Here is a 23386-nt window from a genome sequence, read left to right as displayed (position 1 = left end):
AGCTAAAATAGAACGAGAAATGTTCTATTTATCATTGGATTGAGAAAGTATAAAGACATCCATCCATAAATTGTACACAGGGAACGGAAAAGTCGGGAGAAGAAAAGCAACGGTTTTTGATTTTCCGGCGGGATACTTGAAGAAAACTGCCAACCATAGTATATTTATATTATGTACGTTTGAACCGGAATGTCTTTTGGGAATATGCAGGCGCCGGTTCTGAAATAGAGAACAGGTGAGGAGATAAAATGAAAAAAATTATTCTGACCGGGGATCGTCCAACGGGCCATCTTCATGTGGGACATTATGTAGGTTCTTTGGCTGAGCGGGTGGAGCTGCAAAATTCTGGGAAGTTCGATGAGATTTATTTCATGATTGCGGACGCCCAGGCGCTGACCGACAATGCGGAGAATCCGGAAAAGGTACGCCAAAATATCTTGCAGGTAGCCCTGGATTACCTGGCAGTGGGCATTGACCCCAACAAGGCAACGATTTTTATCCAGTCCCTGATTCCGGAACTGTTTGAACTGACCACCTATTATATGGATTTGGTAACGGTGGCCCGGGTACAGCGGAATCCTACCGTGAAAAATGAAATCCAACAAAAGAATTTTGAAGCCAGCGTGCCCCTGGGCTTTTTCTGCTACCCGGTAAGCCAGGCAGCGGACATTACGGCTTTCCAGGCTACGGCGGTGCCGGTAGGGGAAGACCAGAAACCCATGCTGGAACAGTGCCGGGAGATTGTCCACAAGTTCAACAGTGTGTACGGGGAAACCCTGACCATGCCGGACATTGTGCTGCCCTCCAACAAGGCCTGCCTGCGGCTGCCGGGGCTGGACGGAAAGGCCAAGATGAGCAAATCCCTGGGCAACTGCATTTACCTGTCCGACGATGCGGCTACGGTAAAGCAGAAGGTGATGTCCATGTACACGGATCCTACCCATGTGCAGGTCAGCGACCCGGGCCACGTGGAAGGAAACCCGGTATTCACCTACCTGGATGCTTTCTCCAAGCCTGAACATTTCACCCAGTTCCTGCCGGATTACGCCAATCTGGACGAACTGAAAGACCATTACACCCGCGGCGGGCTGGGGGATATGAAGGTCAAGAAGTTCCTGAACAACGTACTTCAGGACGTGCTGACTCCTATCCGGGAACGCCGGGAGTATTGGGAACAAAGAAAGCCGGAAGTGGTGGAAATCCTCCGGGCCGGCACTGCCAAGGCAGAAGCCAAGGCTGCGGAAACCCTGAAGGATGTACGGGCTGCCATGAAAATCAACTACTTCGACGACGACAATCTGCTGCGATAAATTAGCCAACAGTATGAGAACACAGGCCCTCCTGGACAGGTATTCTGCTCCGGGAGGGTTTTTATCAGAAGGGAAGGGATCCATTTGGCCAAAACAACAACCAAAGATATGACCCAAGGCTCCATTTGGCGGCACTTGCTGTGGTTTGCCCTGCCGCTGCTGTTTGGGAACTTGTTCCAGCAGATGTACAATGCGGTGGACAGCGTGGTGGTGGGCAACTTTGTAGGGGGTGCCGCTCTGGGCGGGGTTACTACCGTTACGCCGGCCATCAACACCCTGGTGGGGTTTTTCATGGGGCTGAGCACCGGGGCCAGCGTAATCATTTCCCAGTATTTCGGGGCCCACGATGTGCCCAATCTGCGCAAGGCAGTGCATACGTCCCTGGTGGGGACGTTTCTTTTGAGTCTGGTATTCATGGTACTGGGGTGGAACATTACGCCGTTCCTGCTGGAATTTATGCGGACGGACGCCACCATTGTGCCGTATTCCACTACGTATCTGCGCATCTATTTCCTGGGCATTACCGGGCTGATGATCTACAATATGGGGTCCGCTATTTTGCGGGCGGTGGGGGACTCCAAGCGGCCGCTGTATTTTTTGATTTTTACGTCCGTGCTGAACGTGATTTTGGACCTGTTTTTTGTGCTGAAATTGCGTATGGCAGTGGCGGGGGTGGCTTATGCTACCATCCTGTCCCAGTTTATTTCCGCCTTCCTGGTGCTGGTGGTGCTGTTCCGCAGCCAGGAAGTGTACCGGCTGTCCTGGGCGGAAATGCGGCTGAACCTGACGATCTTAAAGAAAATCATTAACGTAGGGTTCCCAGCTGGGTTCCAGATGGCCCTGACGGCCTTTTCCAACGTATTTGTCCAGTCCTACATCAACTCCTTCGGCGCCGACAGTACGGCCGGCTGGGGAGCCTACTTCCGGATTGATATGTTTATCATCATGCCCATGCAGAGCATTGCCCTGGCCATTACCACCTTTACCGGGCAAAATGCCGGGGCCGGGAATTTGGAGCGGATTCGCAAAGGGGTATCCGTTTCCATCCGTATGGCTGTTTTGGCAACGGCCCTATTGTGTATTCCGGAATTTATCATTGCGCCCAACGTAATCCGGCTGTTTAACCAGGACCCAGGGGTAGTGGCCTACGGGACCTTGTTCATCCGGGTGAACTGCTTGTTTGATATTTTTGCCTGTATGAACCAGATTCACGCCGGTATGCTCCGGGGGGTGGGGGACGCCCGGGCGCCCATGTACATTATGCTGTTTTCCTTTGTGGTGTTCCGGCAGCTGTATCTGCTGATTATTACCCACATTACCGACTCCATTATCGCCGTGTCCTTTGGCTATCCCATTGGCTGGCTGATGTGCACCACCCTGCTGCGGCTCTACTACAGCTACAGCGGCTGGGAACGGAGGGTAAAGAAACCGGAACCGCATCATGCGGCGCTGGCCCACGAATAAGCTGAAGTCCTAAGCGGCTGACAAAACAAAAAAGGAGAGAACTTCTTAACGAGGTTCTCTCCTTTTTTGTGTGGGCCGTTTAGTAGGACTGGGCAGGGGCCTGGGGCTGCTGGGCAGCGGAAAGCGGGGGCTGGCCGGCGATAAATTCGTCGGAGTGGGGCAGTTTTTGGTTATCGGCTACGACCTTTTCCGTACCGGCTGCTACCGCTTTGGTGTAGTAGTCACATTTGAAGTTGATGACGTCCAGGGTCTTTTGCAGTTCGGCCATTTGGCGCTGGACTTCTTCCCGGCGTTTGAGAAACAGGTTCAGGCGTTCTTTCAGGGATGTATCTCCTTCCTGGACCCATTGGAAGAATTGGCGGATTTCCACAATGGACAGGCCGGCGCTTTTCAGGCACTGGATGATTTGCAGGGAACCCAGGTCTTTTTTCTGGAAAACCCGGTAGCCGGCTTCGCTGCGCTCCAAAAAGGGCAGCAGGCCCTGCTTGTCGTAGTAGCGCAGGGTGGTGGCGGGAATCTGGGTCATTTCGGATACTTGCTGAATGGAATAATAGGTCATGGAATTTTCCTCCTTGGTATTGACCTGAAATAATCTGGAAATAAGGGCTTGACCTTAAACTCGAGTTTAATGTTACACTAATTTTAGCGAAAATGCAAGAATTGCCGCCGGTTCTGGCGGTCTAGAGAATAGGAGGAAATAGGATGCAAAAAAGGGCTCATCACGGAAAATTGGGGGATACGAAATCTAAGACAGAATTTAAAAACTGAAAAAAGGTATTGAAAAAGAGCACGGGATGCTCCATTCTAAGTAATAGCGACAAAACTACGAAAGGAATGATCCACGTGCTCTCAACCTCAAGTATAGCAAATTTATGCAAAAACATACAGGACAATTTTAATATTCCTACGAGTATTGCTTCTCTTTTTGAAGAGATCATAGATGTAAATAGTACCCGGCCTACAGCCGACGTTGTATGCCCTTGCTGCGGCGGTAAGGTCCATGTCCATGACAACCCTGTAACTACACTTAAAGACATGCCCTGGATACCCGGAAAGCCACGGATTCTTCGTGTGAGATTCCACCGCTACCGGTGCCAAAAATGCGGGCATACCTTCAATGAAAACATAACCTTTAAGTATCCTGGAACCAGAGTCACTTCTCGTGCCGCTTTATGGATCAAGATTTTGCTTATGCATCAAATGACGATTAAAGCAGTCAGCGATTTGACCGGTATCCATTGGGGAACAGTTTCTAAAATCCATAAGGAAATTATGGACGAGGCTCTCAAAACGCGAAGCGAGGAACTTCGCAAAAGTGGCTACCGTCCTAAGCATCTTGCCGTTGATGAGTTTGCAATGCACAAAGGCCATACTTACGCAACCTGTGTTATGGACCTTGATATGGGAGACATCCTCTGGGTTGGTGCGGGACGCTCTATAGCTGCCTTTACAAAGTTTTTTGAAGAGACAGACCTGGAGTATTTGTCTGAAGTAGAAGCTGTCGCAATGGACATGAACGCATCGTTCAACACCCTGGTAGAAAAGTATCTGCCTCATGCGGCAATAGTATACGACCGCTACCATATGCAAGCCCAGTATGGACGAGATGTGCTGGGAGCCGTAAGGCTGGAGGAAGCAAGACAGCACAAAGAGAAAGCTGATAACCTAAAGTTTGGGCTTACAGAGCATATTGCTGAAGAGCAAGCAACAAAAGCAGAGGATTCAATTAAAGAGGAGAATCGGCTTTACAAGGAAGTAAAACAAGCTCGCTGGACGCTGCTTTGCAAGGAAGAAACACTAAGCGATAAAAAGGCAGAAAATCTCAAGGAAATCCTTAAAAAACATGAAAATTTGACAGTTTGCCATACAATGAAAGAGGAACTAAGTGATCTATTCGAGCTTAGAAACCCCGATTTAGCTGCCGTAGAATGGGAAAAATGGTTTAAAGGAGCCGAGGAGAGCAACATACCGCAGCTGCAAAAGTTTGCCCGCTTAAAGCGAAAACGCAAAGAGGGTTTGATTGCTCACTCAGCCCATCCGATTACCACAGGAAAGCTTGAAGGCTTCAATAACAAGATTAAGGTTGCAAAACGAATAGGGTATGGATACAAAAATGATGAATATTTTTTCACTCTGATTCGATATTCAGCATTACCATCTATACGAAACGGCACTGTCTAGAGATTGCGACAGTGGGATGTTGCTAGACATAAAAGAAGGATGGCAGAAATCTGCCATCCCACAATAAAACGTGAAGAGCCCAAAAAAGTAAGCTGGCAAAACGGATTTTGGTAATGCTGTCCTGCGGTCTTTTTATGGCAGGCTTTGGCCTGGACGCAGAGGCAGCGGAGGACTTTAAGCGGGCAGAAGTGAAACCTTCGGTGGCAGTCAAGGAAACCATTGATGCGTCCAAGCTGTCCAATGCCTGGGATAAGACTTTCCCGGAGGATCAGCGGGTGGCTCACCAGAAGGTGACCTTCCACAACCGGTTTGGGATTACCCTGGTGGGGGACCTGTACACGCCGAAAAATCACAAGGCCGGGGAAAAATACGAAGCCATTGCCCTGGCAGGGCCCTACGGCGCAGTGAAGGAACAGGTGTCCGGCCGGTATGCCCAGGAACTGGCTGCCCGGGGCTTTTTGACCCTGGCTTTTGACCCGTCCTTTACGGGGGAATCTGCAGGGGAACCCCGAAACACCACGTCTCCGGACATCAACACGGAGGACTTCTCCGCAGCGGTGGACTATCTGTCTAACCGCAATGACGTGAATCCCCAGAAAATCGGCATTGTGGGCATCTGCGGCTGGGGCGGCTTTGCCATTAACGCAGCAGCCATGGACCCCCGGATCAAGGCTACGGTAACCTCCACCATGTACGATATGAGCCGGGTGATTGCCAACGGCTACTTTGACAACGGCCGGAAGCCCGAAGACATCAAGGCAGAACGGAAGGCCCTGCGGGAGAGCATCAGTGCACAGCGGACCCTGGACTACAAAAACGGCACCTACAAAATGGCCGGCGGGGTAATTACGGAAGTGACCAAGGATACGCCCCAATTCGTCAAGGATTATCATGACTACTACCAGACCAAACTGGGGTACCATCCTCGTTCCTTTGGTTCCACTACTGGGGCAACTCTGAGCTCGGTATTGAATTTTGCCAATATGCCCATTGATGTGTATGCGGACGAGATTGAAACGCCGGTGCTGCTGATCCATGGGGAAAAGGCCCATTCCCGGTATTTCAGCGAAGATGTGTTCAAGAGAATGGAGGGCAATAACAAGGAACTGCTGATCATCCCCGGTGCGGTGCATACGGACCTGTACTACAAGATGGACGTGATTCCGTTTGACAAGATTGAAAGCTTCTTTAAGGAAAATTTGAAATAAGCACAGATGAAAAAATAAAACTTCTATCGTCGCCTTGCGGCGACACTTCCTGAGCGGTTCGCTGCTAGCCAGTCATTTTCGCCTTACAGGCTCAATTCCTGGGCAGCTATCGCATGGGCCTTATTGACCAAACAGCCACTTGTAGAATTTGTTGGGCTGTTTGGATGCGGCCGCAATGCTTGCAGGAAGCATTCCAGACCTCTACTGGTCAAGTGACAGAGAAGGGTAGTGCTAGTATATACATACCATGATTTCATCTCAAAACCCGTTTAGCACACGACCAGTATAGGCTTAAGACCGGCCCATCCAAAGCGTTGCGCTCACATCCAAGAGTCCGGCAGAATTTCTAAGGACTCTTGGATCATGTGAGCCATGTGATAGCCGTCCGTGAGCCGAACCCGTAGGGTGGAGGGAAACGGAGCACGGCGAACCACTCAGGGGCTGTCAGTCCGCAGGACTGACTGAGGAAGTTTTGAGGTTTGGATACGGCATAACGAACAAAAAACGGCTTGCGAACTCTTTTGAGCTCGTAAGCCGTTTTTTTGTTCTGGGGTAAGTATTATTCCACACCCTCATTTTTTGTGCAGAATATGCGTTATTTCCACTGGGCCAGTTTGTCCTTGGCAGGCTGGTAGCCGGCCTTGGCGGCCTGTTCATACAGGGCCTTGGCTTTTGCCAGGTCCGGGGCAGTGCCTTTGCCCAATTCGTACAGCCTTGCTTCTGCAAAAAGGGCGGGGGCGGCAATAATATCACCGCGTTCTCCGGCTTTTTGGTACAGAACCAGGGCTTTGGCATCATTTTGGGGTACGCCTTTCCCGTTTTCGTAGCAGGCACCCAGCAGGGTGGTGCCGGTAATGTCCCCGGCTTTGGCTGCTTTCTGGTAGAAGGCGGCCGCTTTTTTGTCACTTTGGGGCACGCCCCGGCCTTCGGCGTACAGGAGACCCAGGTACCGGGCGGCCTTGAAATGGCCCAGCCGGTCTGCTTCCTGGAAATAGGCCAAGGCCCGGGCATCGCCCTGGGAAGTCCCTTCCTTATAGGCGCTGATGCCCTGGTTTAGCAGCTGGCCGGCCAGTTCCCGTTTCTGCTAGGCGGAAAGCTGGTTCGTTTGGAAGAAAACGGGCTTGTCCGACCGGCTTTGGAGGTAGACCCAGTCCCTGATGCCAGGGATATTATAGGCAATGGTCCAGGTGTACATGTGGTTGCCGTTTTGGAAGACGCTGTAGTTGATGGGGGCGTTCTGGTGTTCCAGCTGGCCCACCAGGTGGGAGAATTGCTCCTGGGTGGAATGGCTGTCCCAGTAGGGGGCGGTGGCCACCTGGGTGCCCAGTTTTTGCCAGCGGCTGACAGCATCGTTCATGGCCGGGAAGGCTTTGGTATCGCCCTGGCTCACCAGAATCCACAGTTTCTTGTCCTTCAGGGCTTCCATTTCCTGGGTATTCCATTGGCAGGCCACCAGGAACTGGGCAGCAAAAAGGTCGGGGTACTTGTCGCTGATGGCGATATTGGCCATGCCGCCTTGGGATTGGCCGGTGCCGTAGATTCGGTCCGGGTCCACGCTGTAGGTGTCCGCAATGTGGTGGATCAGGTCGGTCACCAGGGTCAGCCCTGGGGTCCAGACATTATCGTCGGTGGTCATCATGCCCAGGGAATCCACCAGGCGCTGGGGATACTGGACGGCCAGCACCAGGGAGGGGTGCTTGGCCTGTTCTTCTGGGGAGGCCCAAATGGTGGCGCCGTTGCCCTGGACCAGGGTGATTTTGGAATTGTCGATATTGGTGCTGGCGTCGGGAATAAACACCATCAGGGGGTACTTTTTCTTGGGATTATAATGGGCGGGCAGATAGAGATAATAGGGAATGGAGGCGCCCACCTGGGGGTCCGTATAGGTGCCGGCGGTAAAGCCCTGGAGCTCTGGTTCCAGGGTAGTGGTGGCAGTAAGGGGTGCCGTGGTGGGTGCAAAGGTGGTGCCCTTGACGCTGGTAAGGGGCTTTAGCTGGGTCACGGAAAGACTCAGGTCCGGCATTGTCCGGTCGCTGTGGGAGGAGGCGTCCCCGGGGTGTTTGGCTCCTGCCTCGTCCTTTCTGGGGGCACGCTGGGGCAGGGGCATATCGGACTGGGGATTCTTGTGCTCCAGCTCCAGAATCACGTATTGGCCCTTGTCCGCTTTTTGGGCAGGGTAGGCTTTGTCAGAAGGATAGACGGCAGAAATGGCAGCTCCCGGCACCAGAAAATCGCTGGGGGACAGTTGGGCTGCGGCAATTTTTTCAGGGTAGCGCAGGGCCACCTGGGAAATGGCTTCGCCAAAGCCGTAGTTATGGGCAATGGCGGTGACAGAAGTAACGGCAGAGGCGGGGGCCTTTTGGGTCACCGGGGCCGCTGCCGAAGAGGCTGCTGGGGCGGCCGGGGCGGCCAGGGCCGTGCCGGTACCCAGCAGACAGAGGGCGCAGAGAAGCGCCGCTTGTTTAGAGGTTTGCATGGAATCAGCTCCTTCGTGAGGTTTCACTGTCCTTATTGTAGCACTGGAAAATTTTTGCTGCATGAGAGGAATTTAGGAAAAGTGTGTGAAGTCAGCGGAAGCAAACCTTCTAAAAAATGCATCGGATAATTAGTTTTATTCATGGCTTATAACCTAGACTTATTAACAGATAATAAGCTAGTATTATCGAAAAAATCAGAATTACCTTATACTAAATGTATCAATCGGATCCGGATCCCGACAAAAAAGGAGCGTGCAGTCGTGAACGAAAAGAAAAGTGATTTCTTGATGTTTGGGGGGACTTCCCTGGTACTTATATCTGCTGTTTTCTGCTATTGTTGCTTATTTGATGTCCAGAGGCGTCCTGAGTACGGACTTTATTGGGTTCCTGGGCATTACCGGGATGCTGACCCTGTTCCTGTATAAGCTGGGGGAAAAGCTTCCCATCTGGAATACGTATATCGGCGGGGGCCTTCTGATGGTATTCTTCGGGGTGGCTGCCCTGAAGCAGGCGGACCTGATTCCTGTGAAATATGTGAAGGCCATTATGGATACGGAGCAGGGGACCACGGGCCTCTTGACGGTATTCATCATCTTCTTGATTCTGGGTTCCATTTTGGCTCTGGACCGGAAGGTCTTAATCCGCAGCTTTGCCGGGTATATTCCCGCCCTGTTCGGCAGCCTTCTGGGTGCTTCCATTTTCGGTATTGCCATTGGCCTAGTCTTTGGGGTTACCCCGCCTAACGCCATGATTCAATTTGTTCTGCCCATTATGGGCGGCGGCAACGGGGCCGGTGCCATTCCTCTGTCCCAGATTTATGAGCAGGTGACAGGGCAGCCGGCAGCCAACTATTACTCCTTTGCCATTATCATTCTGACCATTGCCAACCTGATCTGCATTCTCGCCGGAGCTCTTTTGGACAAGCTGGGCGAAAAGAAACCGGAATGGACCGGGGACCGGACCAACATTATGCCTACGGACCAAAACCTGATCAAACCGGACCTGGATATCACCCCCTCCAAGGACGATTACCGGGGTGCCCTGTTCCTGGCCGGCACGGCCTATGCGGTAGGCCTGCTGTGCAGTAAGATTTTGTTCCCGGTGGTGCTGGGAGCCAAGATTCATGCCTTTGCCTATACCATTTTGTTTGTAGTTATCCTGGCTGTGCTGGGGGTTATTCCTCCGGGCGTACGGATGGCGGCCAAGAAAATCCAGTCTTTTACAGCTTCCATTATTGCTGTGCTGGTCATGGTCTGCATGGGTGTGGACTTTGACCTGGGCCAATTGGCCGCAGCCCTGACTTTCAGCAATGTGCTGATTGCCCTGATGGTAGTTATCGGTGCCATTATCGGCAGTGCCCTGACCGGCAAACTGGTGGGCTTCTATCCCATCGATACGGCCATTACCGCCGGCCTGTGCATGGCTAACCGGGGCGGCGCCGGGGACGTTGCGGTACTGGGGGCAGCTCGCCGGCTGGAACTGATTTCTTATGCACAGCTGTCCAGCCGTGTTGGCGGCGGGATTGTGCTGGTGGTAGCTTCCTTCATCTTCTCCATCTACCTGCGGTAATGGTACGCAAAACCAACAAAACCACCTAGAAACAAAGCGCAGCGGCTGCCTGTAATTGGGCGGCCGCTGGCTGCATTTTGGCACCATGCTTTTTTGGTATAACGGCAAAAAGAGGATAGGCATTGGAAAAAGTCCTGAAAGGCGAGTACAATGGTAGTATGCAAGACTGTGCGAATTCTGCACAACCCATGGTTTTAGCTGAAGGAGGAATTCCTATGACAGAAAAAAAGGTAACTCGTTTTGACGGTGATACGTATATTCCCTATGAAAAAAGAACGGGCAATGAATCCATTGTGTATTTTACCCGGGATTTGTCCGCCCAAGGGCTGCTGAAGATTTACGATAAGATTTCGGCCCATTTGACCGGCAAGGTGGGGGTCAAGCTCCATACGGGTGAACCCCACGGTCCCAACATCATTCCCCGGCCCTGGGTGAAGGAACTGCTGGAAAAGCGTCTGCCCACGGCTTCCATTATTGAAACCAACACTTATTACGAGGGCGGCCGGTACACCACGGAGGATCACCGGAAGACCCTGGAAACCAACGGCTGGACCTTTGCTCCGGTGGATATCCTGGACGAGGAAGGCACGGTTATGCTGCCGGTCAAGGGCGGCAAGTGGTTTACGGAAATGTCCATGGGCAGCCATTTGACCAATTACGATTCCCTGCTGGCCCTGACCCATTTTAAGGGCCATGTCCAGGGCGGTTTTGGGGGCTCTGACAAGAACATCGGCATTGGCTGCGCTGACGGCCGGATTGGCAAGGCCATGATCCATACCACTCCGGGGCAGCCCAACCAATGGGATATTGCCAAGGAAGAATTTATGGAACGGATGACGGAATCCACCAAGGCCACCATTGATTATTTTGCCGGCCATGTGGCCTACATCAATGTGCTGCGGAATATGTCCGTGTCCTGCGACTGCGAAGGGGTAGCGGCTCAGCCGGTGGTAACTCCTAACGTAGGCATTACAGCGTCCCTGGATATTTTGTCCGTGGACCAGGCTTCCATTGATATGGTGTACGCCATGCAGGAAAAGGACCACCACGACCTGGTGGAACGGATGGAATCCCGGCACGGGTTGCGCCAGCTGACCTATATGGAAGAACTGGGCATGGGCAACAGCAAGTATGTGCTCATCGACCTGGACCATGAAGGACAGCGGATTACCGCTGCCCAGGCGGTGGAAGGCGTTGTACCCTTTACGAAGTAAGTGAATAAAAAATGACCTTTCTGCTTTTGCGGCAGGAAGGTCATTTTTGTTAATGAATGACAGTTTCCAGGGGCTGGCCCAAGAGACGGGTGCGGAACAGGTCTTCCGGGGAAAGGAGGGGCCAGGGCTTCCACCAGCCGGCTGTATAGTTCGGGTCGTGGCGGTAGGGGAACAGGGTGGTGTACTGGCCAAAGACGCCGTAGGTACGGGGTGCTTCCCAGGAAAACAGGGTAAGGCCGGGCCGGTACACGTCCAGTTTTTCTCCGGCGCCGGGAACCACGGGGCTCACATAGGGCTGGGGGCTACGGCTGGGGGCCGTCACCTGCGGCGTGGTCACCTGGGGCTGTCTCTTATACACATTGACGCTGCCGACGGCTGTCTCTTATTACACTATGNGGGGCACCGGGGTGGGTACGGAAACGGGATGGGTGCTCACCTGGGGCTGGCTTACGTGGGGCGTAGGAATGGAGGAGCCGCTGCCCAGGGAAGGATGGGGCACGGCTATAGCCGGGGACAGCTCACCTGCCCTGGGGAAAGCGGCCACTAGAGTAAAAAGGAAAAGCGGCAGCAGGGCTGCTTTTCGCCAAAAATGCAGCATAGGAATCACCTCTTATATTACTATTATAGTATGCTTTTAGTGAAATGGGGGCTACAAATTGAAAAGTTTTCGATTATTACGAACGATAGTGTAACATATATGATAAAAGTTCGATAAAATATTGACATTGCCCAATAGCATTGATAGAATGATAATACGAATTAAGCTGGTCACAGTTTGGCTTGGGAGTAACCGATACATTGATGCTAGAAGGACTCTTGAGCCTTTTTTCTTTGGAGGTGCTGATATGAAAGTTGCATTGATTATGGGAAGTAATTCTGATTGGCCTGTTTTGGAACCTGCTGAAAAAACCTTGAAGGATTTCGGCGTTGAAGTGGAAGTTGTGGTTGCCAGTGCACACCGCACTCCTGAGCTGGTAAAGGAATTTGCTGCCGGTGCCAGAGACCGGGGCGTAGAAGTGATTATTGCGGCTGCCGGGGCTGCGGCTCATCTGGGCGGCGTAATTGCTTCCTATACCACCCTGCCGGTGATCGGCGTGCCTATCAATGCTACGGCCTTAAATGGCGTAGACGCTCTCTTGAGCTTTGTCCAAATGCCTTCTGGAATCCCTGTGGCTACCATGGCCATTAACGGGGCCAAGAATGCGGCTTTGTTTGCTGTCCAAATCCTGGCTGAAAAGTATCCGGAACTGGTGGAAAAACTGGCTGCCCATAGAAAACAAATGCAGGAAGAAGTAAAAGCAAAAGGCGAAAAACTGGCTGCCACCCGCGCTGCGGCCAATAAGCAATAAGTTCAGGAGGAACTATGACGGAAAGAGACTTTGCAGAGGATAAGCTGCACGAAGAATGCGGCGTATTCGGCATTTATTCGAAAAAAGATGATGTAGCGCTCAATACCTACTGGGGCTTGTTTGCCCTGCAGCATAGAGGCCAGGAAAGTGCCGGCATTGCCGTATCCGACGGCCGCCATATGCATATCAAAAAGGCCATGGGTTTGGTCAATGATGTGTTCAAGGACGGGGTCCGGGGACTGGACGGCTATATGGCTATTGGCCACGTGCGTTATTCCACTACGGGTTCCAGCATTCCCTACAATGTTCAGCCTCTGAAAGTTTTTTATGATGGCGGCAACTTGGCCCTGTCCCATAATGGGAACCTGACCAATGCAGCCCAGCTGCGTTCTCAATTGGCCAAGGAAGGCGCTATGTTCCAGACCACGGTGGACAGCGAAGTGGTGCTGTCTTTGATTACCCGGAGCCGGAAAGCAACGCTGCCGGAACGGGTGGCGGAAGCTGCCAACACCATTAAGGGTGCCTTTTCCATCCTGATTATGAACGACGAACAGCTGATTGCTTTCCGGGATCCCTATGGCTTCCGGCCGCTGTGCCTGGGCCGCTTGGACAAGGGCTGGGTGGTGGCTTCGGAAACCTGTGCCTTGGACCTGGTAGGGGCCAAATACGTGCGGGATTTGGAAGCCGGCGAAATGATTGTCATTGACGATGAAAACGCCGAACCCAAGAGCATTATGTACAGCACCCACAAGCCGGAACATCTGGCCCACTGCGTGTTTGAATACGTGTATTTTGCCCGTCCGGACAGCATTATGGACGGGGAAAGCATTTACCAGGCCCGGATCAACATGGGCCGGCAGCTGGCTCGGGAAACCAAGAACATCAAGGCGGATATTGTTATCTCCGTGCCTGATTCCGGTACCCCTGCTGCTATTGGCTACGGCCTGGAAGCAGGCATTCCCTTTGTGGAAGGTCTGACCAAGAACAAATACATTGGCCGTACCTTCATTCAGCCCACCCAAAAGCAGCGGCTGAACGCGGTACGCCTGAAGCTGAATGCCAACCGGAGCCTGGTGGCCGGCAAATCCGTGGTGATGGTGGACGACTCCATCGTCCGGGGCACTACCAGCGGCAAGATTGTCCAGCTGCTGCGGGATGCCGGGGCTACGGCGGTGCACGTGTGCATCAGCTCTCCTCCGGTTATGGATTCCTGCTACTACGGCATTGATACTTCTGAACGGAAGGAACTGATTGCCGCCAGCAAGACGGAAGAAGAAATCCGGGAATACATCAAGGCTGACAGCCTTCATTATATTAGTATGGAAGGTCTGCGCAGTTCCCTGTCCGTGCTGAACCCCGATGATATGTGCTATGCCTGCTTCAACGCCAAGTATCCAGATGGAGCAGATAAAGAAATGGAGCTGGGCTCCAAATTCCAGTTTGAGACGAGTTGCTGAGGAGGAAACAGCGTGACTGAGAAAAAGGTTATTACCTATGCAGATGCAGGTGTAGATATTGATGCCGGCAACAAAGCCGTTGAATTGATGAAGGACAGTGTGCGGGCTACGTACCGTCCGGAAGTAATCGGGGACCTGGGCGGCTTCGGCGGCCTGTTTGCCCTGGGCAATAAGTACAAGGATCCGGTCCTGGTATCCGGTACCGATGGCGTGGGCACCAAACTGAAGATTGCTTTTATGATGGACCGTCACGACACCATTGGTCAGGACGCTGTGGCCATGTGCGTCAACGATATCCTGGTGCAGGGTGCTGAACCGCTGTTCTTCCTGGACTATATTGCTACGGCAAAAGTAGACTCCCAGAAGATTGCCGACATCGTTAAGGGTGTGGCCGGGGCCTGCAAGGAATCCGGCTGTGCTTTGATTGGCGGGGAAACGGCGGAAATGGCCGGCTTCTATGCCAAAGATGAATACGATATTGCCGGCTTCTCCGTGGGCGTTGTGGAACGGGACAAGATGATTACCGGGGACCAGGTAAAACCGGGGGACGTGCTCTTGGGCCTGCCTTCTACGGGCGTGCATTCCAACGGCTTCTCCCTGGTGCGGAAGATCTGCTTTGAAGCACAGGGCCTGTCCGTGGACACTATGATTCCGGAATTTGGCAAAACCCTGGGCGAAGAACTGCTGACGCCTACCCGGCTGTATCCCCGCACGGTGCTGCCGCTGATTCACAAGTTCAACCTCCACGGCATGGTACACATTACCGGCGGCGGTTTCTACGACAACATTCCCCGGATCCTGCCGGAAGGCTGCGACGCCCTGGTACATGCAGATGCCTGGGAAGTACCCATGGTCTTCAAGAAGCTCCAGGAATGGGGCAATGTGCCCTGGCCGGAAATGTACCGCACCTTCAACATGGGCGTGGGCATGGTCCTGGTTGTGGCTCCGGAAGAAGCCGAGGCTCTGCGGGCGCATCTGAAGGCTGAAGGGGAAACCTTCTACGAACTGGGTGAAGTGGTACCCGGCACCAAGAAGACTGTGCTGAAAGGCGGCGTATTCGGTGAATAAGCGGAAAATCGGGGTTTTGGTCAGCGGCCGGGGAAGCAATTTTCAGGCCGTCCTGGACAAAATCCGGGAAGAAAACCTTCCTATAGAAGTGGCTGTGGTGATTAGTGACAGTCCGGAAGCCTACGCCCTGGAACGGGCCCAAAAGGCGGGGATTGCCCACTATGCCATTGCCCGGCAGGATTACAAGGACAAGGCCTCCTTTGAGGCGGCCATCGACAAAAAGCTCCGGGACGCACAGGTGGAACTGGTGGTCCTGGCTGGCTTTATGCGCATTTTGAGCGCTGATTTTGTAAACTCCTGGCCCCATCAGATTATCAACATCCACCCGGCGCTTTTGCCGTCCTTTACGGGCCTGGACGCCCAGGGACAGGCACTGAACTACGGGGTAAAGATTGCCGGCTGCACGGTGCACTTTGTGGATGCCGGCATGGACACGGGGCCCATCATTATGCAGGCTGCGGTGCCTGTCATGGATGAGGATACCCACGATACCCTGGCTGCCCGGATTCTGGTGCAGGAACATACCATCCTGCCGGAAGTGGTGAAGCTGTGGGCGGAAAATCGGCTGGAAGTCAAAGGCAGAAAAGTAAAAATCCGGAAGGAGTAGCGCGTTATGACCATTGCAAGAGCATTGTTGAGTGTATCCGATAAAAAAGGCATTGTGGAACTGGCTGCTTTCCTGCATAAGAAAGGCATTGAAATCATTTCCACCGGCGGCACCATGAAAGCCATCAAGGCTGCAGGGATTCCTGTCACCTATGTCAGTGACGTGACCGGTACCCCGGAAATGATGGACGGCCGGGTAAAAACCCTGAACCCGAAAATTCACGGGGGCATTCTGGCCATCCGCAGCAATCCCCAGCATATGCAGGACATGAAGGACAACGGCATTCGCCCCATCGACCTGGTGGTGTGCAATCTGTATCCTTTTGAACAGACCATTGCCAAACCTGGCGTAACGGAAGCGGAAGCCATCGAGAACATCGACATCGGCGGCCCTGCCATGGTGCGGGCTTCTGCCAAGAACTTCCACGATGTGGTGATCATCACCAATCCGGACCGTTATGAAGGCCTGATGAAGCTGCTGGACGAAAAGGGCGATATCGACCTGCATACCCGGAAAATGCTGGCCCAGGAAGCCTTTGCCCATACGGCAGCCTATGATACGGCCATCAGCGCCTATCTGAAAAAGCAGCTGGACAGCGAAAAGGCATAAGGGGGAGCAAGATGCAGGTATTGGTAATTGGCGGCGGCGGCCGGGAACATACCCTGGTATGGAAATTGGCCCAAAGCCCCAGTGTGGATAAAGTATATGCAGCACCGGGCAATCCCGGCATGAAGAACCTGGCAGAATGTGTGGACCTGGACGTAACCAACCTGGAAGGGCTGGCGGACTGGGCTGAGGAACATCAAATCGACCTGACCGTAGTGGGGCCGGAAGCCCCTCTGGTGGCCGGGATTGTGGACGTTTTCAGAGGCCGGGGCCTGACCATTTTTGGACCCAGCGCCAAGGCTGCGGAAATTGAAGGTTCCAAGATTTTCTCCAAGGAACTAATGGAGAAATACCATATTCCCACGGCCTTTTTCAAGGTCTGTGACAACCTGGCGGACGCCCGGGCCTTTGTAGAGGAAAAGGGCGCTCCCATCGTCATCAAGGCGGACGGCCTGGCAGCCGGCAAGGGCGTGGTGGTAGCCATGACCAAGCAGGAAGCCCTGGACGCTTTGGACGAGATGATGGGCAACCACAAGTTTGGCACCGCCGGCAACCGGGTGGTTATCGAAGAATTTATGGAAGGGGAGGAAGCTTCTCTCCTGGCCTTTACGGACGGCAAGACCATTGTGCCCATGCTGGCTGCCCAGGACCATAAACGGGTGAACGATGGGGACGAAGGCCCCAACACCGGCGGCATGGGGGCTTACTGCCCGGCTCCGGTGATGACGGACGCCCTGAAGCAGAAGACGGTGGAAACCATTCTGCGCCCGGTGGTAGATGCCCTGGCCAAGGAAGGCCGCACCTACACGGGCTGCCTGTACGCTGGCCTGATGATCAAAGGCGACAGCATTAAGGTAGTAGAATTCAACGCCCGTTTTGGGGATCCGGAAACCCAGGTAGTGCTGCCCCTCTTGGACAGCGACCTGGCTCAGATTATGGTGGCCTGCTCCACGGGTACCCTGACGCCGGACCTGGTAAAATGGAGCACCAAGGCTGCGGTGTGCGTGGTTATGGCTTCCGGCGGCTATCCGGAATCCTATCCCAAAGGCCTGCCCATTACCGGCCTTGCAGAAGCTGGCGCCCTGGACCAGGTGGTGGTTTTCCACGCCGGGACCAAGGAAAAGGACGGCCAGATTGTCACTAACGGCGGTCGGGTACTGGGTGTTACGGCTGTGGACGACTCCATTGCTGCGGCCCAGAAGAAGGCTTACGCCGCTGTAGAAAAGATCCATTTTGAAGGTGTGCACTATCGTCACGATATTGCCTGGAGAGCCTTAAAAAGATTGAAATAAATTGTTGCAATTGTGACAGTGTGGTGCTAGAATAGAAAAAATACTTCAAAAGGGGGATTACAATGGCTTTTATTTATGATGAACCTGCGCACACTTTTAGTGAGTACCTCTTGGTGCCTGGATACTCTTCCAGCGAATGCATTCCTGCAAATGTGAGTTTGAAAACACCGCTGGTAAAATTTAAGAAGGGTGAACAAGCACCCTTGACATTGAATATTCCCCTGGTGTCTGCAATCATGCAGTCCGTATCCGACGACAACATGGCCATTGCCCTGTCCCGTGAAGGCGGCTTGTCCTTCATCTACGGTTCCCAGAGCATTGAAAGCGAAGCAGCCATGGTTGCCCGGGTAAAAAGCTATAAAGCCGGTTTCGTAGTCAGCGATTCCAACCTGCGGCCTGACTGCACCCTGGCTGATGTACTGGCTCTGAAGGAAAGAACCGGCCATTCTACCATGGCAGTTACTTCTGACGGCTCCGTACATGGTCATCTGGAAGGGATTGTGACCAGCCGTGACTACCGGATCAGCCGGATGCAAATGACGGACCTGGTAAAGGACTTCATGACCCCTGTAGCGGATATGGTCATTGGTACCAGCGATACTACGCTGAAGCAAGCCAACGACATTATCTGGGAACACAAGCTGAATACCCTGCCCATCATTGACAAAGACGGCAACCTGATGTACATGGTATTCCGCAAGGACTATTCCACCCATAAGCAGTATCCGCTGGAACTGCTGGACGACAAGAAGCGCCACGTAGTAGGTGCCGGCATCAACACCCGGGACTATGAACAGCGCGTTCCTGCTCTGGTGGAAGCTGGTGCCGATGTGCTGTGCATCGACTCCTCCGAAGGCTACAGCGAATGGCAAAAACGGACCCTGGAATGGATTCGTGCCAAATATGGCGACTCTGTAAAGGTTGGCGCCGGCAACGTGGTTGACGCTGAAGGCTTCCGCTTCCTGGCGGAATGCGGTGCTGATTTTGTGAAAATCGGTATCGGCGGCGGTTCCATCTGCATTACCCGTGAACAAAAAGGTATCGGCCGCGGCCAGGCTACCGCAGTGATTGAAGTAGCCAAAGCCCGGGACGAATACTACAAGGAAACCGGTATCTACGTGCCCATCTGCTCCGACGGCGGCATTGTGTACGATTACCACATGACCCTGGCTCTGGCCATGGGTGCTGACTTCATCATGCTGGGCCGCTATTTTGCCCGCTTCGATGAATCTCCTACCAACAAGGTGAACATCAACGGCACCTACATGAAAGAGTACTGGGGCGAAGGTTCTGCCCGTGCCCGCAACTGGCAGCGGTACGATCTGGGCGGCGACAAGAAGCTGTCCTTCGAAGAAGGCGTTGATTCCTACGTTCCTTACGCAGGCAGCCTGAAGGACAACGTAAACCTGACCACCTCCAAGATTCGTTCCACCATGTGCAACTGCGGTGCGCTCACCATTCCTGAATTGCAGAAGAAAGCCAAACTGACTTTGGTTTCTGCTACCAGCTTGGTAGAAGGCGGTGCCCACGACGTATTGCTGAAGGAAAATTCCTCCAACAACTACCCGAAATAATTGCAAAACAAGTTTGGCCCGCGTCCTTAGGGATGCGGGCCTTTTTCCGTGTGTGGTGGGGCTCCGGCGGTTAAAGTTAAAGCGAACCCAACTGGCCAGCCCAAAGGGCGTGACACGTAGCCCCAGCGCACGGCGATATTTTTCTCCTAAAAGCGGAAAGTGCAGGTGGAAGCTGGGAGATGGGTGTATAATAGATGTGTACAACAATTGCGCTAGGTTTGCGAAAGAAGGAGTTCCTATGAAAAAGACAATACTCATCAATGCCAGTCCCCGGAAGGATTGGAATACGGCCCAATTGGTAGAGGCAGCAGAGCGGGGCGCCAAGGCGGCGGGCTCGGAAACGGAACTGGTTCATTTGTATGATTTGAAGGGTTCCGGCTGCCGGAGCTGCCTGGCCTGCAAGAGCAAGAGCGGGAAGCGCTGCCACTGCGTATGGCCCGACGACTATTCTCCGCTCATTGACAAGATTTACCAGGCTGATACGCTGATTATCGGTACGCCCATCTATTTTGGGGAGCCGGTGGCTCAGCTGAAGGCTTTTTTGGAACGGCTGATTTTCTGCGGTTTTTCTTACGATGACTATTCTTCCTATTTCCATGGACATATCCAGGTGGGGCTGATTTATACCATGAACGCTCCCAAGGAATATTACGAAGAACATTACAAGACCAAATGGGCTGGGGAAGCGGAGCTGTTCCACATCTTGGGCGGACAGATTTTTACCCTGGCCTCCTGTGATACCCTTCAGGTGAAGGATTACAGCCAGTACAACATGGCCAGCTTTAGTGAAGGGGATAAACAGGCCCATCACAGCCTGCAATTCCCCAAGGATTTGGCAGAAGCAGAAAAGCTGGGGCGGCAGCTGAATTTGCTGTAAGGCATAAAAAAGGAGTTCCTCACCCCAGCGCAATTAAGCGTAGCGGGGCTCTTGAAACTCCTTTTGAGGTAGTATACGAAAAAGGGGGTGTGAAATAATACCTACCCCGAAAGAAAAAACAGCTTGCGAGCTCAAAAGAGTTTGCAAGCCGTTTTTTTGTTCTTTATAACCGTATTCTAATAAACTTCCTCAGTCAGTCCTGCGGACTGACGGCCCCTTCACGCTTGCAGGGGCCAGTCTTAGACCACTACGAGTCATGTACTAAACGGGTATAGCAAAGCAGCATAGTTCGTAAATGTCTGCACTACCCCTAGTCTGTTACCTGACCAGTAGTGGTATAGAACGCTTCCTGCAAGCATTGCGGCCGCATCCAAACAGCCCAACAAATTTTGCAAGAGGCTGTTTGGTTAATAAGGCCCATGCGATAGCCTTCCAAGAAGCAAGCATGGCAGTGCGCAGCTGATTGGTAAACGGCGAACCGCTGAGAGGATACCCGGAAAACATCGCCAGAAAGTCCGCTGACCGCACCAACCGCCTGGAGGGCCACTACCATACTCTCCGCACTAGCCCCATTCAGCACACGACCAGTAATGGCCTAGTAAGCCTTCTGCAAACTGGTATGCTATGAATAAAGTAGACTGGCATATAGTTAAACCTCCTGGATTCGTTGAAAGGAGAGTATGTAAAATGTCTATATCGAAAGTCAGTGCAGAGGATAAATTAAAGGCTGTCAAAGCTGTTCTTGCTNCAGTCTGGTATGCTATGAATAAAGTAGACTGGCATATAGTTAAACCTCCTGGATTCGTTGAAAGGAGAGTATGTAAAATGTCTATATCGAAAGTCAGTGCAGAGGATAAATTAAAGGCTGTCAGAGCTGTTCTTGCTCATGAAGAATCACCAATGGTTTCTGCAAAAAGGTTAGGGGTTCACTGGAAAGCAGTACAGTATTGGGTAGATGAATATATAGGAAATGGTCCTGAGGTATTTAACAAAAGACAGGTTAAAAGTTATTCTGCTGATCTTAAGATCCAATGCGTAGAGGAATATCTTAAGGGCGAAACGACTATGTCCCAGCTGGTACAAAAATACGGATTAAAAAGTTCTCGTCAAATCAGAGACTGGTTAAAGAAGTATAATAGTCATGAGGAACTAAAAAGTTCGGGTACTGGAGGTGCCAAGATCATGACTAAAGCTAGACAAACGACCTTTGACGAGCGCGTTGAAATCGTAAAATACTGCATTGAAAACGGGAATGCTTACCATGAAACCGCTGAAAAGTTTAAGGTTTCCTACCAGCAAGTCAGAAATTACGTCTTAAAATATAATAAGTACAATACCGAAGGACTCATAGATGGGCGCGGACACAGGAAGCCAGTAGAAGTCCCTGAAGAAGCCCCTACAGAATATGAGTGTATGAAAGCTGAACTCAAACTGGCTAATGCAAAACTCAAAGCCAAGGATATGGAGATTGATTTCCTAAAAAAACTCGATATTGTGGAAAGGAGGCGGGATTCACACAAATAAGATATGGAGCCATTTATGAAGCCATTAAAGAACTGCACGCTGAAAAGAATTACCCTATTCTTGGCCTGTGCAAATTGGGAAAAGTGTCCCGGGCCGGCTACTACAAATGGCTTCATAGAGAGCCTTCAGCACGCGAAATTGACGACAAGGAAATTGCTAAAAGAATAGAAGAGATATACAAGGCTGACCCAGCTAAAGGGTACAGACGAATAGCTGATGACTTACGAGCCCCAAATAAGAAGATCTATCCTGACACGAAACCAATAGCAATTGGTGACGGTCGCGTTCTTCATCTTTGTCGAGTGATAAATATAAAGTCTACGATTAAATATGCCCCTAAGGGCTGCACCCAGCGTGCAATAGATCCTGCATACATTGCAGAAAATATCTTGGTAAATTGCAAGTTGAATTTGAACAACTATAATCAAGAAACACACTCAATAGCATAAACTTCATCGAGGAATGCATCAAATAGCTCTGACGGCGTATGGTAGCCCAAAACACGACGTGGGCGCTGGTTCAGCGTATCTGCCATGTTCAGGATATCCTCATCAGAGAACCGCTCTACGGACATGCCCTTTGGGATGAAATCCCTCAGCAAGCCATTGTGGCGTTCGTTTTGAGCCCGTTCCCACGAGCTGTACGAATGTGTAAAGTACATCTTGGTGCCGAGACTCTCGAACTGTGACAAGTTCTCAAACTCAGGACCGTTATCGGCCGTCATCGTCTTAAAAATCTGGCTGAAGCGCTCTGCGCCATATAGCTCCTGCAACTGTGCAAGAGCGGATTCAACGCCGGCACAGGTACGTCCAGGAATGCGGATGGCGATGTAGTTGCGCGTAACCTTTTCAACAGCAGTGAAGACTACTGCCTCACGGCCTGCACGCTGACCAACGACCGTGTCCACTTCCCAGTGGCCAATTTCGGTACCTTCATTGACGACGGCAGGACGTTCCTCAATGGAGCGACCCTTCATACGCTTGTTCTTACGTACCCATTTCCGACGGTGTTTATGCTTTAAGGCTCGCGGGACTTCGAAGAGCGACAGCGGAAGCTTATTAGCCCAAAGCATGTTGTAAAGCGTCTTGGTACAGGGAATCTGTTCCGGCGTAAATAGCTTGTTCCGCCTAGCATAGCCAACGCAGGCATCCAGTGACCAACGTTCCTGGCGGACTTGTTCTACCATCCATTGGATGAACGATTCGCAGTCGTCATGATCGATTTTGCAAGTCTTCCTGGAGTTCTTGCGATTCTTTGCGTATGCCTTCTGACCGCGCTTTGCCATATACTGTGGGGCACGACCGTGCTTGCTTTTTCGTTCCGGCGTTCCACGCCGAAGCTCATAGAAAACAGTCGTATGAGCACATCCTACTGCAGCAGCAATGTTGCGAAGGGAAAGCCCTTGACGATGCAGAGCTTGAATCATACCACGTTCTTCCAAAGAAAGATGGCGGCCGGGGATACGTACGTCCTCCATTGTGTTAGAATGGATGTGATCCATCGTGATTGCTCCTTTGTTGATGATTTCTCGCAAAACCATTTTAGCATGAGGCTTCACTATGGATTTTTATTTTTTGATTAACTGTTCAAGTTCATTTTACAACTGACC

Annotated in this window: 21 protein-coding genes; 16 read left to right on the top strand and 5 right to left on the bottom strand. The window is 52.1% G+C overall.

Annotated elements, in window-relative coordinates; translation table 11 throughout:
• Positions 1 to 248: 248 nt before the first annotated feature.
• Together trpS and C7E10_RS02335 are read left to right on the top strand one after the other, a co-directional pair.
• Positions 249 to 1310, top strand: a complete 1062-nt coding sequence (gene trpS, locus C7E10_RS02340) for a tryptophan--tRNA ligase (RefSeq protein WP_105325783.1) — start codon at positions 249 to 251, stop codon at positions 1308 to 1310.
• Positions 1311 to 1394: 84 nt separating this feature from the next.
• Positions 1395 to 2774, top strand: coding sequence for an MATE family efflux transporter (locus C7E10_RS02335; protein WP_231087038.1), 1380 nt, complete (start codon positions 1395 to 1397; stop codon positions 2772 to 2774).
• Positions 2775 to 2853: 79 nt separating this feature from the next.
• Here the strand turns inward: C7E10_RS02335 and C7E10_RS02330 are convergent, their stop codons facing one another.
• A complete protein-coding gene (locus C7E10_RS02330) occupies positions 2854 to 3333 on the bottom strand; it encodes a MerR family transcriptional regulator (protein ID WP_105325782.1) in 480 nt (159 codons plus the stop codon).
• Positions 3334 to 3608: 275 nt separating this feature from the next.
• On the opposite strand from C7E10_RS02330, the gene C7E10_RS02325 reads away from it, so the two are divergent.
• Positions 3609 to 4955, top strand: a complete 1347-nt coding sequence (locus C7E10_RS02325) for an ISL3 family transposase (RefSeq protein ID WP_146109036.1) — start codon at positions 3609 to 3611, stop codon at positions 4953 to 4955.
• 134 nt (positions 4956 to 5089) lie between these two features.
• A complete protein-coding gene (locus C7E10_RS02320) occupies positions 5090 to 6163 on the top strand; it encodes an alpha/beta hydrolase (RefSeq protein ID WP_200820181.1) in 1074 nt (357 codons plus the stop codon).
• A gap of 595 nt (positions 6164 to 6758) precedes the next feature.
• Here the strand turns inward: C7E10_RS02320 and C7E10_RS02315 are convergent.
• On the bottom strand, positions 6759 to 7163 hold the full coding sequence (locus C7E10_RS02315; RefSeq protein ID WP_105325779.1) for a tetratricopeptide repeat protein: 405 nt from the start codon (positions 7161 to 7163) through the stop codon (positions 6759 to 6761).
• A gap of 84 nt (positions 7164 to 7247) precedes the next feature.
• Positions 7248 to 8639, bottom strand: a complete 1392-nt coding sequence (locus tag C7E10_RS02310) for a prolyl oligopeptidase family serine peptidase (protein WP_105325778.1) — start codon at positions 8637 to 8639, stop codon at positions 7248 to 7250.
• Positions 8640 to 8931: 292 nt separating this feature from the next.
• Between C7E10_RS02310 and C7E10_RS02305 the strand changes: the two genes are divergently transcribed.
• Positions 8932 to 10209, top strand: coding sequence for a 2-hydroxycarboxylate transporter family protein (locus tag C7E10_RS02305; RefSeq protein ID WP_105325777.1), 1278 nt, complete (start codon positions 8932 to 8934; stop codon positions 10207 to 10209).
• A 215-nt stretch (positions 10210 to 10424) separates the two neighbouring features.
• Positions 10425 to 11423: a DUF362 domain-containing protein gene (locus tag C7E10_RS02300; RefSeq protein ID WP_105325776.1), complete on the top strand. Its 999-nt coding sequence runs from the start codon at positions 10425 to 10427 to the stop codon at positions 11421 to 11423.
• A 49-nt stretch (positions 11424 to 11472) separates the two neighbouring features.
• On the opposite strand, the gene C7E10_RS02295 is transcribed toward C7E10_RS02300, so the two are convergent.
• Complete coding sequence (locus C7E10_RS02295; RefSeq protein ID WP_146109035.1) at positions 11473 to 11781, bottom strand: hypothetical protein; 309 nt, start codon at positions 11779 to 11781, stop codon at positions 11473 to 11475.
• 487 nt (positions 11782 to 12268) lie between these two features.
• Here C7E10_RS02295 and purE point away from each other — a divergent pair, with 487 nt between their 5' ends.
• From purE to C7E10_RS11935, 10 genes are all read left to right on the top strand, one after another.
• A complete protein-coding gene (gene purE / locus C7E10_RS02285) occupies positions 12269 to 12772 on the top strand; it encodes a 5-(carboxyamino)imidazole ribonucleotide mutase (RefSeq protein WP_105325773.1) in 504 nt (167 codons plus the stop codon).
• A gap of 14 nt (positions 12773 to 12786) precedes the next feature.
• Positions 12787 to 14229 (top strand): amidophosphoribosyltransferase, encoded by a 1443-nt coding sequence (gene purF, locus C7E10_RS02280; RefSeq protein WP_105325772.1) that lies wholly within the window; start codon positions 12787 to 12789, stop codon positions 14227 to 14229.
• 12 nt (positions 14230 to 14241) lie between these two features.
• Positions 14242 to 15297: a phosphoribosylformylglycinamidine cyclo-ligase gene (gene purM / locus C7E10_RS02275; RefSeq protein WP_105325771.1), complete on the top strand. Its 1056-nt coding sequence runs from the start codon at positions 14242 to 14244 to the stop codon at positions 15295 to 15297.
• On the top strand, positions 15290 to 15904 hold the full coding sequence (gene purN / locus C7E10_RS02270; protein ID WP_105325770.1) for a phosphoribosylglycinamide formyltransferase: 615 nt from the start codon (positions 15290 to 15292) through the stop codon (positions 15902 to 15904). The genes purM and purN overlap by 8 nt, the downstream gene beginning before the upstream one ends.
• Positions 15905 to 15910: 6 nt before the next feature.
• Entirely contained in the window at positions 15911 to 16513 is a 603-nt protein-coding gene (locus C7E10_RS02265) for an IMP cyclohydrolase (RefSeq protein WP_105325769.1), read from the top strand.
• An 11-nt stretch (positions 16514 to 16524) separates the two neighbouring features.
• On the top strand, positions 16525 to 17802 hold the full coding sequence (purD, locus tag C7E10_RS02260) for a phosphoribosylamine--glycine ligase (protein WP_105325768.1): 1278 nt from the start codon (positions 16525 to 16527) through the stop codon (positions 17800 to 17802).
• Between the two features lie 62 nt (positions 17803 to 17864).
• On the top strand, positions 17865 to 19376 hold the full coding sequence (locus C7E10_RS02255) for an IMP dehydrogenase (RefSeq protein ID WP_105325767.1): 1512 nt from the start codon (positions 17865 to 17867) through the stop codon (positions 19374 to 19376).
• A 238-nt stretch (positions 19377 to 19614) separates the two neighbouring features.
• A complete protein-coding gene (locus C7E10_RS02250) occupies positions 19615 to 20253 on the top strand; it encodes a flavodoxin family protein (RefSeq protein WP_105325766.1) in 639 nt (212 codons plus the stop codon).
• A 624-nt stretch (positions 20254 to 20877) separates the two neighbouring features.
• Positions 20878 to 21777: a helix-turn-helix domain-containing protein gene (locus tag C7E10_RS02245; RefSeq protein ID WP_105325765.1), complete on the top strand. Its 900-nt coding sequence runs from the start codon at positions 20878 to 20880 to the stop codon at positions 21775 to 21777.
• An 83-nt stretch (positions 21778 to 21860) separates the two neighbouring features.
• Positions 21861 to 22226, top strand: coding sequence for an IS3 family transposase (locus C7E10_RS11935; protein ID WP_146109034.1), 366 nt, complete (start codon positions 21861 to 21863; stop codon positions 22224 to 22226).
• On the opposite strand, the gene C7E10_RS02240 is transcribed toward C7E10_RS11935, so the two are convergent.
• Positions 22202 to 23278 carry an IS30 family transposase gene (locus C7E10_RS02240; RefSeq protein WP_105325528.1) on the bottom strand — a complete coding sequence of 359 codons (1077 nt, stop codon included), beginning with the start codon at positions 23276 to 23278 and terminating at the stop codon, positions 22202 to 22204. The two genes, C7E10_RS11935 and C7E10_RS02240, sit on opposite strands and share 25 nt — an antisense overlap.
• Positions 23279 to 23386: the final 108 nt, after the last annotated feature.

This window comes from Acidaminococcus hominis (genome assembly GCF_900291475.1).
Lineage (GTDB): Bacteria > Bacillota > Negativicutes > Acidaminococcales > Acidaminococcaceae > Acidaminococcus > Acidaminococcus hominis.
Note: the sequence above shows the minus strand (reverse complement) of the source record. Positions and strands in the feature narration are given on the sequence as shown.